The sequence below is a fragment of the Bowmanella denitrificans genome, from assembly GCF_039522935.1.
GTDB lineage: Bacteria > Pseudomonadota > Gammaproteobacteria > Enterobacterales > Alteromonadaceae > Bowmanella > Bowmanella denitrificans.
Genome location: NZ_BAAAEI010000006.1, coordinates 909,390 through 925,320 on the forward strand (window position 1 = coordinate 909,390; position 15,931 = coordinate 925,320).

At 50.4% G+C, this 15,931-nt stretch carries 13 protein-coding genes; 8 read left to right on the forward strand and 5 right to left on the reverse strand.

Features of this window, described 5'->3' with window-relative positions; translation table 11 throughout:
* Nucleotides 1-1,048: 1,048 nt before the first annotated feature.
* From ABD028_RS06915 to ABD028_RS06935, 5 genes are all read right to left on the reverse strand, one after another.
* Complete coding sequence (locus tag ABD028_RS06915; protein ID WP_343843350.1) at nucleotides 1,049-2,335, reverse strand: sensor histidine kinase; 1,287 nt, start codon at nucleotides 2,333-2,335, stop codon at nucleotides 1,049-1,051.
* A gap of 18 nt (nucleotides 2,336-2,353) precedes the next feature.
* On the reverse strand, nucleotides 2,354-3,748 hold the full coding sequence (locus ABD028_RS06920) for a sigma-54-dependent transcriptional regulator (RefSeq protein ID WP_343843352.1): 1,395 nt from the start codon (nucleotides 3,746-3,748) through the stop codon (nucleotides 2,354-2,356).
* A gap of 76 nt (nucleotides 3,749-3,824) precedes the next feature.
* Entirely contained in the window at nucleotides 3,825-6,224 is a 2,400-nt protein-coding gene (locus ABD028_RS06925; RefSeq protein ID WP_343843354.1) for an ABC transporter permease, read from the reverse strand.
* Nucleotides 6,224-6,958, reverse strand: coding sequence for an ABC transporter ATP-binding protein (locus tag ABD028_RS06930; RefSeq protein WP_343843356.1), 735 nt, complete (start codon nucleotides 6,956-6,958; stop codon nucleotides 6,224-6,226). The genes ABD028_RS06925 and ABD028_RS06930 overlap by 1 nt, the downstream gene beginning before the upstream one ends.
* 27 nt (nucleotides 6,959-6,985) lie before the next feature.
* Nucleotides 6,986-8,233 carry an HlyD family secretion protein gene (locus tag ABD028_RS06935; protein ID WP_343843358.1) on the reverse strand — a complete coding sequence of 416 codons (1,248 nt, stop codon included), beginning with the start codon at nucleotides 8,231-8,233 and terminating at the stop codon, nucleotides 6,986-6,988.
* A 34-nt stretch (nucleotides 8,234-8,267) separates the two neighbouring features.
* Here ABD028_RS06935 and ABD028_RS06940 point away from each other — a divergent pair, with 34 nt between their 5' ends.
* The 8 genes from ABD028_RS06940 (at nucleotide 8,268) to ABD028_RS06975 (ending at nucleotide 15,857) form a co-directional block, all read left to right on the forward strand.
* On the forward strand, nucleotides 8,268-8,501 hold the full coding sequence (locus ABD028_RS06940; protein ID WP_343843360.1) for a hypothetical protein: 234 nt from the start codon (nucleotides 8,268-8,270) through the stop codon (nucleotides 8,499-8,501).
* Between the two features lie 550 nt (nucleotides 8,502-9,051).
* On the forward strand, nucleotides 9,052-9,666 hold the full coding sequence (locus ABD028_RS06945; protein WP_343843363.1) for a glutathione S-transferase family protein: 615 nt from the start codon (nucleotides 9,052-9,054) through the stop codon (nucleotides 9,664-9,666).
* A 61-nt stretch (nucleotides 9,667-9,727) separates the two neighbouring features.
* Nucleotides 9,728-10,291, forward strand: coding sequence for a sigma-70 family RNA polymerase sigma factor (locus tag ABD028_RS06950; RefSeq protein ID WP_343843365.1), 564 nt, complete (start codon nucleotides 9,728-9,730; stop codon nucleotides 10,289-10,291).
* Nucleotides 10,292-10,294: 3 nt separating this feature from the next.
* A complete protein-coding gene (locus ABD028_RS06955; protein WP_343843368.1) occupies nucleotides 10,295-11,257 on the forward strand; it encodes a FecR domain-containing protein in 963 nt (320 codons plus the stop codon).
* Between the two features lie 122 nt (nucleotides 11,258-11,379).
* Nucleotides 11,380-12,216 (forward strand): energy transducer TonB, encoded by an 837-nt coding sequence (locus ABD028_RS06960; RefSeq protein WP_343843371.1) that lies wholly within the window; start codon nucleotides 11,380-11,382, stop codon nucleotides 12,214-12,216.
* Between the two features lie 13 nt (nucleotides 12,217-12,229).
* Nucleotides 12,230-12,928 carry a MotA/TolQ/ExbB proton channel family protein gene (locus ABD028_RS06965; protein WP_343843373.1) on the forward strand — a complete coding sequence of 233 codons (699 nt, stop codon included), beginning with the start codon at nucleotides 12,230-12,232 and terminating at the stop codon, nucleotides 12,926-12,928.
* A 1-nt stretch (nucleotide 12,929) separates the two neighbouring features.
* Nucleotides 12,930-13,352, forward strand: coding sequence for an ExbD/TolR family protein (locus ABD028_RS06970; protein WP_343843375.1), 423 nt, complete (start codon nucleotides 12,930-12,932; stop codon nucleotides 13,350-13,352).
* A 135-nt stretch (nucleotides 13,353-13,487) separates the two neighbouring features.
* A complete protein-coding gene (locus tag ABD028_RS06975) occupies nucleotides 13,488-15,857 on the forward strand; it encodes a TonB-dependent siderophore receptor (RefSeq protein WP_343843378.1) in 2,370 nt (789 codons plus the stop codon).
* Nucleotides 15,858-15,931 lie beyond the last annotated feature (74 nt).

A 15,931-nucleotide genomic window follows, 5' to 3' on the forward strand; every position in this document is an offset into this window, starting at 1 on the left:
TTTTAGCATGCTTGTAAGCCTTTGCCTAGTATGAGTTTTTTAGGCTGCACCAAGATGGTGCCGGGGAAAAGCGGACGTGTTCCGTACTATTGCTGTTATAAGGCTCAGCACCCAACACTGTACTTATATACAGACCCTTCATTATGTTGGATAGTACGGAGAGCTGCCGATTGATTATGCCCACTTATATTAAATTCCATTCGTCATGCCGTTATCACAAAGTGACATATGCGCCGAAATCCTCGCACTTGCGACAGCCAAAAGTTGGTTGTCCATGAACCAATTAATTGTTAAATAGACCTATGCTCCCCTTAAGCGGCCCAAGCCGCTTTGCTTCCCGCTTAAAAATTCCCGGTCGTTGTTGGGAATCCAGCAGGCGTGTTTGAAAGCTACCTCCCTGTAGCTTTTCCTGCGGACCAGCATAAAGCTGTCCCAAATTTTTCCTGAAAATTTGGTCTTTGCGTCTCGTTTCTTTGCAGTAAAGACAATCTGGTATGGAACCAGATTGAACAGCTTTAGCTGGCCTGAAAGGCAACAGGCAGGAAGCTTGTTGTAAATGGGACTGGCGCGCCACGGACGGCGTGTCATAAAGAACAGGGAAGTTGCTGAGTCAGAGCTGCAAAATCCCCTGTTTGTTGCCCAATCTACAACAAACAATCCAGCGGGCACGCTTTGAAAGCCAATTCCTTGTGGCTTTTCCTTCGGACCAGCGTAAAGCTGGCCGGCGGGGCAACAGGCAGGACACTAGAATAGGACTGGCTCCAAGGACGGCGCGTCATAAAAGACAAGGAGGTCATGCATATAAGTCTTTTACAGGTGACCATTTAACCACACGAAAAAACACAAAACCTCTCACCGCAGAGACATCCAAATAGCCCAAGCTCTTCTCCGTGCCCTCTGTGACTCTGTGGTGAAAATTCTTTCCAAAAAAATCGGAAATAACCACAGAGGCACGAAGAACAAAGAGTATTTGAAAGTATCATTGCGAACTTAGCGTCACAGCGAGAAATCTTTTCGTGCCGTTCGTGTTTTTCGTGGTAAAAAAGATTCAACACCCCACAGGCAAACGAATCAAAGCAACAGCGCCGACGCCATCAGCGTTATTTTCCAGCGTCAGCTGGCCGCCATGCTGCTCAATAATCTGGCGGGACAGCAATAAACCAATGCCCTGCCCGCCCTGCTTGGTGGTGTAAAAAGGTACAAATACATTATCCAGGTTCTGAATACCCACACCGTTATCACTCAGGCTGATAAGCACCGAGTTAGATGCGCTGTGGCAATGGACTTTAATCACACCTTCCCCCGTGCTCTCGGCAATGGCCTGGCGTGCATTGGTAATTAAGTTAATCAGCACTTGTTCCAGCAGTATAGGGTCGGCAACCACCTGGGTGCTGTCCAGTTGCAGCTTGAAGGTAATGTCGCTGTACATGGCGATTACCGAGCCGAGCATGCCGGCCAGGTCTATATGCTGCGGATGGATAGCATATTGGCGGCTTAACTGGCTGTAGCGACCAACAAATTCGGTAAGCTTCTGACTACGCTGATTAATCACTTCAAGCATGTCTTTTTGCACCTGATGGGTGCTGAATTCGGCCAGGGTTTGCGCCAGTGATTTAATCGGGGTTAAGGAGTTTTTAATCTCATGGCTTAGCACCCTGACAATCTGCTGCCAGGAGTGAATTTGCATTTCCCGCAGCTCATGGCTGATATCGGTAAAAATTAATAACTGGTGCTCACCGGTTTCGTCCTTATAAAAGCTGGAGCGAATATTAAATTGCCTGGCCTGCTGCTTATCGGCAATTAACCAGCCCGACGCGCTTTGCACTAACCCCAGCGATTTTGCCTTGCTCAGTCGCACCAGTCGCCAGTCTTTACCCAGCCAGCGCGACAGGGCCTGATTGCCGTGTACCAGTTTTCGCTCTTCATCCAGCAGCAGCACCGGGCTGTCCAACTGCTTGATTAAACTGTGGACCAGTAAGTTTTTCGCGTCGAACAGGCGTTTTTTTTGCCTCAGCGCCGCAGAAAACGCACCGATTTCATCAAATACCCTGCCGACCACGCCACGGCAATACACCGGCCGCACCTGCAGGGAATAATCATCCACCTTCATCGACTCCAGCGCATCCAGTATGCGAGCGTATGGGCAGAGCAGCTTTTTGTTCAGCCACAATGACACCAGCAACTGAGCTGGCAGCAATAACACCAACAAGGTGGCCAACATCAGCCCAGAGCTATGTAACAGCCATAAGCAGGCCACACTCAGGCCTAAAATAAGCAGGTTCACCATCAGCAAAAATATGCCAATCAGCCGCTCAAGGCTATTCACTGTCAACATGTTCTGGCCCTGTGCATGCTAGAGGTAATCTTTGGCGACGATATGGTATTTTTCTAAGCGACGGTAAATGGCACTTTTGCTGATGCCCAACAGCTCTGCGGCTTGCTGGGTTTGGCCCTTGCACTGCCTCAGAGCCTTATCCAGCAGCTCACGTTCGGCCTGCTCGAAGGTCATCAGTGGCAATTCAGCGCCCGCGGCAGACGCCACCGGAGCAGCAATGGCAGACGCCATACCGTTAGCGGCCAGCAGCGCTGCACTGATATCGGTTTGCTCACACAACAGCACCACGCGCTCAAGGATATGGCTTAATTCACGTAAATTACCGGGAAATGGGTACGCCATCAGCAGCTCCAGCGCACAGGGCAGCAAACTGATGCCGGGCTTTTTATAGCGCTGACAAAATTGTTCAAGCAGTTGTGCGGCCAGCTCGGGAATATCTTCGCGACGCTCGCGAAGTGGCGGCACATGCAGCTCAATGGTATTTAACCTGAAGTACAGATCCTGGCGAAAGCGCCCCTCGCTAATCAGCTGTTTAAAATTGCCGTTACTGGCACTGATCAGGCGCACGCTGGCAGTTTGGGTGGCGCTGGAACCCACCCGTTCATACTGGCCCGACTCCAGCACCCGCAGCAATTTAGCCTGGGACGGCAGCGGGATCTCGGCCACTTCATCCAAAAACAGGGTGCCATGCTCTGCCAGTTCGAAACGCCCTACCCTGGCCCGATCCGCACCGGTAAACGCCCCTTTGGTATGGCCGAACATTTCACTTTCAAACAGGTTTTCCGGAATAGCGCCCATATTGACGCTCACCAAAGCGCCGCCGCGATGTTGCTGCTGATATGCCTGGTGAATATAGTGCGCCAGGCTGCTTTTACCCGTACCGTTTTCACCGGTGAGCAGCAACGTCACCGGCTTTTGGGCCACCTCATCCAGGCGGCTTTTCAGTAACTGCATGGCCTGGGAGTTTGCCACCAGCTTAACCGCCTGAGTCTGCTCCCTTGCTGGCGGGCAACAATGCTGTTCAAGCTGCTGTAATTGCAGGGATTGCTTGATCACTTGCAGCAGCCGCTGGTTGTCCCAGGGCTTTTCAATAAAATCCCGCGCCCCGCTTTTTAAGGCTTTCACCACCAGATCCACCGCTGCCCAGGCAGTTATGGCAACTACCGGCAAGTGGTTGTGCAAGGCACGAATTTTACGCAGACAATACAGCCCCTCTTCTCCCGATGTGGTGTCGCGGGAGTAGTTCATATCCAGCAGCACCAGGTCGACGGGCTGATGGTTAAGCATGTCCAGCCCGCTGGTTGGGCTGTCGGCTTCAACCACGTCGAAACCATGATTGGTTAGCAAGAATCGGGCACTTAGCCTGATGTCAGCACAATCATCAATAAAAAGGATGGTCTTGGGGTTTTGCATGCTTGGTCGCGATAAAAATACAGGCTGCTGCGCAAAGTAAAATACTAACACGGAACAGCCCAGAGCCCTTTACAAGTTACTCATTTCGGAGCGCTTTTATAGGATCCTGCCTGACAATACTGTTGGCAGGGATAAAACAAGCCAGTAAAGAAAACAGCAGCAACAGCCCTAAGGCGCCGGATATCTGCAGCACATCCGGCTGCCCTAACTGGGCAATCTGGCTTTTGGCCATGCCGTACAGCAGCACGGCCAGCAAAAAACTGCTCACCAGGCCAATAACAATCGGCTGAATCGCATCCTTGAGCACCATATTGACAATACGCTTACGCTTGGCCCCCAGTGCCATACGCACGCCCAGTTCATAGCGTCGCATCTGGGTGGCATAGCTGATTACCCCATAAATGCCGGTACAGGCCAGCAGCAGGGCAAACAGGCTTAACCCCCCGGCCAGCCAGGCTGCCAAGCTATATTGATATACCAGTTCAGCGGCGGTGCGTTGCAGTTGCAGGTATTCCTGTATTCTCAGACTCGGGTCAATCGTGCGCAGCTGTTGCAGGATCTCCAGTTTGGTCAGGCTCATGCCGGGTTTGATCTTCAGCATCAGGTTGATGTCACTGGCATCCAGGGGCATATAAAAATATGGGTCGATATTGGAAACACTAAAATAATCCTCCACCACCCCCACCACCTTGAAGGCTTGCCCTTTGGCACGGTAAATACGCTCGCCTACTACATCGGTGCGGTTAAAAATGGCCCGAGCCATGGATTGACTCAGCAGCGCCACCTTGGCCTGGTCGGCCACTTCTTCGCGGTTAAAGTTGCGGCCATGCAACATTGGCAACTTCACTAATCCAACAAAGTCTTCATCTACGCGGTTATATAAAAAGCCGCCGACGCGCTGCTGATGACTATCGTAAATAAGGGTGCCACTATGGCCGAATCTGAGTGGTGAATGGCGGGAATTGGCCACGAGTTCAACCTGAGGCAACTGAGCAAAATGCTGCTTAATTTGCGTGGCAAGCGTACGGATCTGGGTGGCACTGGGGTAGTTTTTGCCGGGGTCCACCTCAACACTGATAACATTCTCAATATCGATACCCAATGGATGGTTAGCGGTTTGCAGACTCATTTGCAGCACCAGGGATGTCATCATGATCAGCAAGCCGGTCAAGGCAATCTGTGATGCAATCAGGCTGCACATGACCCGGCGCGATACCTGCGCGCTGGTGCCTTTACCACTGGCATTTAACTGTTGTTTAAGGCCGTCATAGTTGACCGTAAAACGGCCAAAAAAGGCCAGCGCCCCGGCTAACAGCACGGCAATAGCGCAACTGAAAAGCACGGTCGGGATATCCAGCCCCAGCTCATTTAAACGCGGCAGCGTGCCTTGCGCCAGCTCTTTGGTCAGCACCAACAACCAGGCGGCAATGATCAGGGCAAACAGGCTGGCTACCAGGGTCAGTAGCAGGCTTTCAACAAACAGGCGTTTAAACAGCGCTTTAGGTTTGGCCCCAAGGCAGGCGCAAATAGCCAGAATTTGCTGCTTTTTATTGATATGCGACAGGTACAGATTGAGCACATTCACAAAGGCAATCAGCAGCAACACCACGGCGCCCACCAGGATCATCAGCGTAATCCGGGCACTGTCACCTTTAACCGCATCGCTTAGCCGGGTCAGACGTGGCAGCAATTCCACGTCCCGGTACAACTGCGCTTGCGGCGACTGCAAAAAATCCTTAAAAATGGCCGAAAGCTGCGCGTTGACTTGGGTCGTATTCTGTCCCGGCGTAAGCTTTACCAGGCTCAGCAAATTAGAGGTGGATGAGGTGCCGTTAGGCTGGCTTAACTGGCTGTAAGCCGCCGGTAGGTAAATGTCACTGGCCGTTTCGGCAAAGGGCTGCGGCTCTTTAAAACCTTTATCGAGCACACCAACCACCTTAAATTGCTGGTGATCAAACTGAATGCTCTGGCCGATGATATCAGGGTCTGCGGCAAAATAGCTTTGCCAGGTGGCATAGCTGAGCACGGCTTCTGGCCGGGCATCTTTCATTTCCGGGCTGGCAGACAGCCCCGTGCCAAGAGCCAAGGGCACGGTTAACAAATCAAAGAATTCGGCTGTGGTATATAAGGTTTGTAACCTTGGTTCACTGGGCACACTGGCCAGAATGCCACGGCTGCGCAGTACCAGGGCTGAGTGCAGAAAGTCCTGGCTGCTGCGGTACATTTGCACTTGTGAATCGATATGCTGGACACCGGATTTGACGACCTTGCCCTGGCGCACTTCGGTTTGATCCAATATGTACAGCTGCGCCGCCTGTATATAAGGCAGCGGCTTAAACAGGATCAACTGGTTAAGGTTAAACGCAGCAATCAGCGCGCCTAAGGTCAGTGCCAGGGTGAACACCAGGGTAAACACAAACATCGGCGTATTTTGTAACCCAGCCAGAGCATGGCGAATTTCATGTTGTAACTTCATTAACTCGCCTCCGCCAAAGCGTGTTCAGATACCATTTCACCGTCAAGTAAGTAATAACGGGTATGGGCAAATTCGGCATAGCGGGCATCGTGGGTCACCATACAAATGGTGGTGCCAGCCCGGTTCAGATCTTTGAGCAGGGCCATCACCGCATCGCCGTTTTTTGAGTCCAGATTGCCGGTCGGTTCGTCCACCAATAAGATGGCGGGTGAACCGACCAAAGCCCGGGCAATGGCCACGCGCTGCTGCTGCCCACCCGACAGTTGGTTAGGCTTATGTCCGCCCCGATGGGCCATATCCACTTGTTGCAGCGCATGGCGTACCGCCTGGTCTATTTCGGCTTCGCGCAACATTTTGCCGGACGCATCCGCCTCACGGTAGCGCAGCGGCAGTGCGACATTCTCATACACGCTGATTTCATCGATAAGGTTAAAAGACTGAAAAATAAAGCCGACCTTGCGGTTTCTGATCTCGGCCCTGGCATCGACCCCAAGCTGGCTGACGTCCCGGTTGTCAATCAGGTAGCTGCCACTGCTGGCGGTATCCAGCAAGCCCATAATCGCCAGCAAGGATGACTTGCCGCAACCAGACGGGCCGGATATGGAAATAAAATCGCCCTGGTAGATGGTCAGATCGACACCGCGCAGGGCGTGGGTTTCCAGTTCCTGGGTACGGAATACCTTAGTGATATTGGCCAGTTGCAGGCAAATTTGTGCTTGGTTTGCTTGGCTCATCTTGATGTCCTTATTGGTTTTGTATGCTTAATTCAGGGAAATGTGCGACTGCTCGGCGTATTGACGCATGTCGCTTAAGATAAAGCGCTGGTCACGCGCCGCGCCCGCTTTGATCTCAATAAACTGGCCGCTCTTGGCACCAAACTCCAGCCAGGTAAGTTCGGCGGTGTGACGTTCATCATCCACTTTAAACACCTGATGCCGGGAATGTTGGGCAACGTTTACCGGTGCCTTGATATACAGCGCATCTGGCAGCGTGCCCAGGCGTATTCTGGCTTCCACATTCAATGACGGGCGGGCATTATCCGGTAAGGTACCGGTCAGGGCGATCTCCACTTCGACGTTACCCTCTTTAACCACAGGATCGATAAGCCGAACCTCACCTTCGGCCACCCCACCGCGGGTATCAATACTGGCCTGCATGCCCGGCATCATGCCCTGTACATCCCGCTGTGGCACCTGCACCACGGCAATTAACTCATCGGTTCCGCCCACCAGCGCCAATTGACTGCCGACACTGACACTTTGTCCAAGCTCAACCGGCAGAGCCTGTAACACCCCGTCAATACCGGCTTTTACCTGCAATCGGGCCATACGATCCTTGGCTAAGGCCAGCAGGCTTTGCTTTTCATCGATTTGCTCTTTTTGGATCTGCAGGCTCTGTTGATGCAGACGCGTTAATTGCGCCAGACGCTGTTGGCTGTTGGCCAGCCGCCCGGACAATTTATTGACTTGGGCCTGCGTTTCCAGCAGGGTCAGTTGGGTCACTATTCCGGAATTGGCCAGCTTGGTTTCTGCTTCAAAGCGGGCCTTAACCACGTCCAGATCCAGTCTAAGCTCGGCCTGCTGATTGTTAGCGTCGAGCATTTCCCGCTCCTGAGTCAGGACCAGTTGTTTTAGTTTGCCCTTTTCAGCCTTTAGCGCCAACTCAGCCTGCACCAGCGCCTGGCCGATACCTGGATTGGACATCGTCAGGATCACACTGTCGGGTGTGACCACCGCGCCGGGCTTTAGCAGGATCTCTTCAATCACGGCCTCATTGGCGGCGGTTAAAAAGCGCTGTACTTTGGACTCTAAGACACCAAAACCTGTGACTTCTAATGCCAACGCCCCCTGATTGACCTGACCTAACCATAACTGCCCGACCTCGACCTGACTGCTTGCCGACGGCTGGGAATAAAGCCAGACACTGAAAACAGAAAATACCAAGGTGACAGCTGGCAAAATATAGCGCTTGCTGTACATGGCCTTCACCGGGCTCACTTTTACATCCATTGCATCGGTCCTTACCTGTTTAGCTGCTTAACTAATGCAAGACGCAAGCGCCATACCAAAGCACAAAAAATTGATATTTAAAGGAATATTAAAATCAGCCTGGTATTTAACAGGGGAAATTCCCGGAATCGGGAAGATGGAAATTTATGAAATCGGGAATGGCGGCAACGTCACAGGTACTAACGAGTTTGTTTGCACGCCAAGCCACAAGCAGCTCAAAGTCATTGCCTTTGCAACAAGGATAATCAGGCTGAAATGCTTGGCATAGCACACAAAACTAACGCGATGTGCAAAATAGCGAAAGGCAGCGAAACCAGGGCAATACAAAATACAGCAAGAAGGAGAGCCGAAGCTCTCCACTATCAGTTGTTGTACTTCTTATACAAACCGATAAGTGCGTTATCGGTGTTACCGTCAACACAACGGGTGTCAGTACCGGTGCGGTCTTCCAACACCAGGATATATACCACATCCTGCTAACCTTCCATCTTTGCAGTTAATGTCAGCCCCAGAAAATTGGTATGCTCTGGATAGATAAACACCGGTTCTCTGGGGTTGCCGTGATATTTTTCATAGTTAACTTCATAGGTATTGTTCCCTAAGTTTAAACTGATACCTTCCGTGCCAGTAACTGCGGCAACTTGAGCTTCTGAGCTTCTATCAACACCTCTTTTACTCGGTGAACCTCTCTATCCTGATTTTGGTGGTCACAGGCCAATGCAATGCTGCAACCTATTTCGTTAGGACGGTCCAACTCCTGTCGAAATCCTCCCCAGCCAAACGACTATTGGCAAATTAACCCAACAAGAGAGTGAACTATGCAAATTTACTGGATTAAAGCTCAGGCACCGCTGCGGGTGCTGGCCCTATGCAAACATTTGGGCGTGCAAGCCGAGTTTATTCAGCTCGATCCCACCGACGGTAGCCTGAAAACCGACAAATATGCCAAGCTGAATCCCAATATGAAGGCGCCAACCCTGGTGGATGGCGAGACTGTGCTGTGGGAAGCCTCGGCCATTATGGTGTATTTATGCCAAAAGGCCGGTTCGGATATGTGGCCAGCCAACCATGCCGCTGAACAGGTGGATGTGATTAAGTGGTTGTCCTGGAATGACTGCCATTGGATGGAAGCCATAGGCAATTTTTACTTTGAATATATCGTAAAAAGTACCTTTAACTTTGGCCAACCAGACCAGCAGGCTATTGAGGCGGGGCTACCGCTCTTTCATAAATACGCGGCGGTGTTGAATCAGCATCTGCAAGGTAAGGACCATGTGGCCTGCGGGCGACTGACCATTGCCGATTTTCAGCTCGCTTCCATGGCCCGCTACTGGCAGGAATCACAGATGCCGATGCAGGATTACCCTAATATTGTGAACTGGCTGAACAAGCTGATGCAACTGCCCGCCTGGGCCGAGCCCTGGCCGCTATAAACACAAAGCCAGGCATCGTGCAGCCTGCTTTACGGATGTAGTTGGCATCAAGTCGGCCTTGATGCCAACTACACCTTTGATCAATAATGCCGACGTTATTAGAATGATTTGCATTACGGTTGTAGCAATGTCTGTGGTTCGGCAAAATTTTGATGGTCTGTATTTAGATAACCGGTCATGGCTGGCAGGCTGGCTGTGCAAAAAAGTAGGCTGCTCTGAACTAGCCGCAGATATCACGCAAGATACCTTTATCCGCCTCTTGACCAATAAAAACAATGCTGGTGTGTACGAAGGTAAGCCCCGTGCCTTGCTGACCCATATTGCCAAAGGTATTGTGATTGATCATTGGCGCCGTAAAGACGTTGAGCAAGCCTACTTAGCCGCGATATCACAAGTTGAAGAACACGCCGTATCTGGACCGGAACATAAGCATATCGTTGTAGAAACCTTAATGCGCCTGGACAAGGCATTGTGTTTATTACCCGAACTAACACGCAAGATTTTTTTGCTCGCTCAGCTTGATGGCTACAAATACAAGGAGCTGGCCGCTCAATTTGATATCGCTGAAATCACCGTTAAACGTCATATGAAAAAGGCCTTTATCGCCTGCCTTACTCTGGATTAGCGCATGACGCTAAAATCAGGAAAGGAAAGCCGCATTATCGAGCAAGTGGCAGACTGGCTGGTACTAATGCAATCTGATGATGTTTCAGAATACGATGTTAAGCGATTAAACCTGTGGCTGGCACAAGACCAGGCCCATCGTGATGCGTGGCAACAAGCCAAGCATTTCTTAACCCATATTGAGCACTTACCCGAATCGGTAAATAGTCAGGCTGTTTTGCACTTAAATCGGCAAAACCGTCGGCGCATGTTAAAGCTGTTAAGCCTGGTTTTTGTCGCGCCAGTGACAGGCTATTTGAGTGTTCGCTCAGGCTTGCATCACAGCATCATGGCAGATCATCAAACAGAGGTCGGCGAGTCAAAAACCGTTAGCTTAGCTGACGGCACTATTATTGAGTTAAATACCCGAACCAAAATTACTACCACTCTGACCAGGCAAGAACGAACAGTGAACTTATTGACTGGCGAGATATTTGTTACCACAGGCAAAAAGGCCTCAACCGGCTCGCCCCCTTTTCGCGTGACAACTGAACATGGGGTTATTGAAGCACTTGGCACAGCCTTTAATGTAAAAACGACCGAGCTGGGAACAGAGGTTGAGGTAAGTCAGGACGCGGTTTTAATCACAAGCCGTCATTTCGAGTTAGTGCTGAATGCAGGTGAGTCATTATTGTTTAACCAGCATGATCATCGTCCCATGATAAACAAGGCGCTTCTGAGTGCGATGTGGCGCAAAGGGCTTTTTGTTGCTACCTCTGTGCCCCTTTACCGCTTAATTGAAGAGCTGGGGCGCTACCATCATCGTATCGTCAGCATTGATAAATTAATCAGGCACATACAAGTGTCAGGCACTTTTGACATCTACGACCTTAACGGCACCTTGGCCCTTTTGCTGGACACCTTGCCCATTGACATTGTCTACCGCACTAAGTGGTGGCTGACGATAGTGCCCAAGTCATCGGCGTAATAGCTAAATTGTCATTGCAAATCGGCAAGACATCTTTGCTGATACTTTTTTCTATCTGGTGCGGTAATCAGATAATCACGCCAGGCAAGACAGCGCAGTGCTGTCGCTTTTGAGGTAGTCCTTTGAAATTAAATCGCTCAGGAATAACCATTCCTGTGATGGTATTGGTTGTTCATTTAATTCTGGTTTTGTGCATTTTTGTTGAATTCAGCCCTGAGCCATTACCGCCCAAAAAAGTATTGCAAGGGATGTTGATCGCCCGCGCTGTACCTGTGCAGGCTGAAAACACCAATGTAGTTCAGACGCCACCTGCGGTTGAAGAACAAAAGCCCATGGAACCGATGCGGCAAGAGCCAGTAAAGCCGGTACCACAAGCAGCAGATGCGCCTAAAAGTTCGAAACCAGATACAGCCGAGGCGACTAAGGTGCACGCCAAAAAAGACAGCTTGCCTGAAAAGCCCAATGAAATAGCCAAAGCTGAAGAAAGTCCCAGATTGGATGTACCGGCGCCAACTCATGCAAAGAAGCCAGCGAAAATGGCTAAGCCCCCAGAGCTGTCACTTCCTGCTCCACCGCAGCCGCAACCAACTAACCAGGCTGCCAAACCAGACACAACATCGCCCCCGCCAAGCATGACATCCGCTGTTGCGCCAGAGGAAGATGTTGTGCCACCGCGCGTTGATGCCAGCCTGGGACAAAACCCTGCCCCGCCTTACCCAAGAATCTCCAGAAGGTTAAAAGAAGAAGGCACAGTGCTACTCGACATTTACATTCTGGCGAATGGGCAGGTAGGCGAAATGCGCATTAAACAAAGCAGTGGTTTTACCCGCCTTGACCAGGCAGCCCGCGCAGCGGTGGCTAAGTGGCGTTATCAACCAGCACGTAAAAAGGGGCAGGCCATCGCTTTTTGGTATGTTCAGCCCGTCTATTTTTCTTTAACTGACAACCTAGATAACTAAACAGGAACCTTGTATGGAAAACCCTTATGGTATTGCTTCACTGTGGCAGCAAAGTGACTTTGTGATTAAGTCTGTCGCCGCAGTGCTGCTGATTATGTCGGTAATGACCTGGTCAATCTTAATCAGTAAGTGGATAACACAAGTCAGGTTACTTAAATTATCGGCGAAGTTGCCAGAATTTTGGGCAGCATCAGATATTCAGCAAGGTCTGGCCAGATTAGACAATAAGTTACCGCACGATCCTTTCTTTAGCTTGGTGCATGCCGGTGTGCTGGCAAAGTCGCAACACCAGGACAATAGCCTAAGCCTGACCCATAGCTTGCCCCTGGCTGACTGGATTTCTACCAGCTTGCAAACATCACTTGAACAAAGCAGTGAGCAGGCCCAAAAAGGCCTGACCGCGCTGGCGTCAATTGGCGCAACCGCCCCCTTTGTCGGCTTATTTGGCACAGTTTGGGGCATTTACCATGCATTGATCAAAATTGGCGCAACAGGTAAAGCGGGTATCGATCAGCTTGCCGGCCCGGTCGGGGAAGCATTAGTGATGACGGCATTTGGTCTGCTGGTCGCTATTCCTGCTGTGCTGGCCTACAACGCACTGACCAGAAGTAACCGTAAACTGGCCAGCAGGCTCAATGGCTTTGCCCAACAACTTAACGGCTACCTGCTGATGGGTTCGGTACCCGAAACCAGCAGCATTAAAGGGCGGTAATATGGCATTTAACAGCAGTCGCGATCCGCACGAGTCTATGGCTGAAATTAACATGACCCCCTTAGTGGACGTCATGTTAGTGCTGCTGATCATATTTATGATAGCCGTGCCGGTTATCACCCAATCTATAGAGGTAAACCTACCAGAAGCGCAGGTTGAATCAGCCCCTGCGCCGCCGGTGTCGATTGCTTTGGATTTAAAGCTAGATGGTTCACTGTGGTGGGATAAACAACTGCTGAGCCACCAGCAGTTGGCTGAGAAATTTGCGCAGATAGCACAAGCCGAGCCGCAACCCACCATTGAGCTTTATGCCGATGGCGATATTGCCTATAAATCGGTGGTGAAAGTTATGGCATTGGCTCAGCAACAGGGCGTCACCAGGTTGGGGTTTGTGACTGAGAATGTGACGTCGGCAGCAGAGTAATTTTTTCAAATAATAGTGATACTTAATTTCAATTAGCTCGGTAAGTAGGTTAGTTATAACAAAATGAGTCATATTGAAATGCATCTAAAACCCCGAACAAAATCAGCCTTAACCCCTGTTGCACTGGGCATCGCAATGGCAATGATGAGCCAGCCCACCTATGCCGATAATACGCAGGCTGGTTACACAAATAGTCAGCAACAGTCGAAGCATTATGCCATTGGTGCAGGTTTATTAAGTGATGTGCTGACTGAATTTGCGGCTGTTTCCGGCGTTAAGCTGTCCTTTCAAACCGCCACATTACAAGGTCTCACATCACCTGGCCTGTCGGGGCATTACAGCGTAGCGCAGGGCTTTGAACAGCTACTGGCTGATAGCCCATATCGGGCCGACCTTACTGCCAACGGGTATATTTTAGTCCCTACAGATTCTGTGGCCCTGCCTTCTGTCAATGTACTGGCCTCAGGATTGGAATTGGCCGAAGGGCCGGTGGAAGGCTATATCGCCAAGCGCACCAGCACCGCCACCAAAATGGGGGTCGCCATTGAAGATATCCCACAAACAATCAATGTGATCACGGCGGATAAAATGGAGATTCAAGGTGCCAGCCGTATCACCGAGGCCCTGGCCTATTCGCCAGGTGTGAATGCTGCTCCATGGGGAGACCAGCCACAATGGGATTGGATTTATATACGCGGCTTTGACGCTTATAAACCCGGGGTCTATTTAGACGGCCTGCAAATGCGCAATAACGGCAACTGGGGGATGTGGCAGGTTGACTCATACAGTCTGGAGCGTTTAGAGGTATTAAAAGGTCCGTCATCTGTCATGTATGGGGTTAATGGTCCGGGCGGGGTCATCAACCTGGTAAGTAAACGCCCCACTACCTTTAGCCAGAAGGAAATTGTGGCCGAAATTGGCAACAACAGCCATAAGCAGCTTGCGGTGGATTTTTCCGGCCCCATCGATCAACGCGGCGAATGGCTATATCGCGTGACTGCCCTGACTAAAAATAGTGAGTTAGAAAACACACCGCTGGATGATAAAAGGCACTACTTCGCTCCTTCTGTTACCTGGAGCCCGACAACACAGACCCATGTCACTCTTTATGGCCAGTGGTTTGATATAGACTCAGGGACAGACACCAACGAAGTCTTGTTAGCCGGCTCCCTGCTGCCTAACCCTAACGGTCAGACTGAACTACCGTTATTTGGTGGCTCAACAGATTTCAATGGCATTAAGCAGGAGCAGTGGTTAATCGGTTACGATGCCAAGCATCAGTTTGATAGCGGCTGGATGGTTTCACAAAAAGCACGCTACGCTAAGTTCGATATGGACTTCAGAACGGTCTATAAATCAGGCTGGATCATCCAAAATGCAGATGACCCTGCGGATAAAGATAACTTCCGTTTTGTTAAGCTAACAGGCCTGGCCAGTAAAGAAGACGTCACATCCAAAAACATTGACACATACATTAGCAAGGACTTTGATTTTTCTACTGTAAAACACCAAATTATGGTCGGTGTTGATTATCAGAAAACAGACTTTGAAGTCGATGCCGCCTGGGGTGCAACATTTGCACCGCTGGATATTTTAAACCCTCAAAACAAACTGGCATTTACAGATGTGCCTAGTAACATCACAGGGTTATCGGATGTCAAACAAACCGGTGTTTATATCCAGGATCAAATCAGCATTGGTGAGCATTGGGTGGTAAACCTCGCCACCCGATATGATGAAACCGAGACCAATTCATATCAGTTAAATGGCAGTTTTATTGAACGCCAGAAAAGCTACGGGCAATCTTCACGTGTTGGTGTGGTGTATAAAGCCGCCAATGGTTTAGCGCCCTATGTGAGTTACTCTGAGTCCTTTGCGCCAACGGGCACTATTGACCCGGCGCAGTTAAAACCCTTTCCCCCCGAAAGAGGCCAGCAAATAGAAGCGGGTGTCCGCTACACGCCGTTAGACAATAGTGGGCGCTACAGCTTAGCCGCGTTCGATATTACCCGTAAAGACTATACCCAATGGGTCTGGGACGATCAGCCGCATCCCGAACAAAAAGGGGAAGTGAATGTACAAGGTGCAGAGCTGGAAGTGTTTTGGCAACCATCCGAAAACACCAACCTGATGGCCAGCTATACATGGATCCCTAAAGCGGAAGTGGTTGACAGTATAAACCCAGCGGAAATCGGTAAACAAAGTAACGCGGTTTCTGAGCATAGTCTGTCGGTTTGGGCTGATTACTATTTTGACAGTGGTTTTCAGCTTGGTTTAGGTGCACGCTACAACGGTGAAAATAACGGTACCGGCGAAAACGCACCTAAAACCGTACCGGGCTATACCCTGGTCGATGGCAGCCTTAAATATGATCTAGCCCAGTGGAGCCTGGCGTTAAACGTGCGGAACTTATTTGACCAGCATGAGCTTAGCACCTGTAACAATAAAAAATGTTACTACACCTCCGGACGGCGCATGACCTTAAGTGCAACCTATGTTTGGTAAGGTGATTAGGCCCTGTCGACCTTTTAAATATAATCAAAGGCTGTATTAAAAAGGCCGACGCGCACTACGAACAG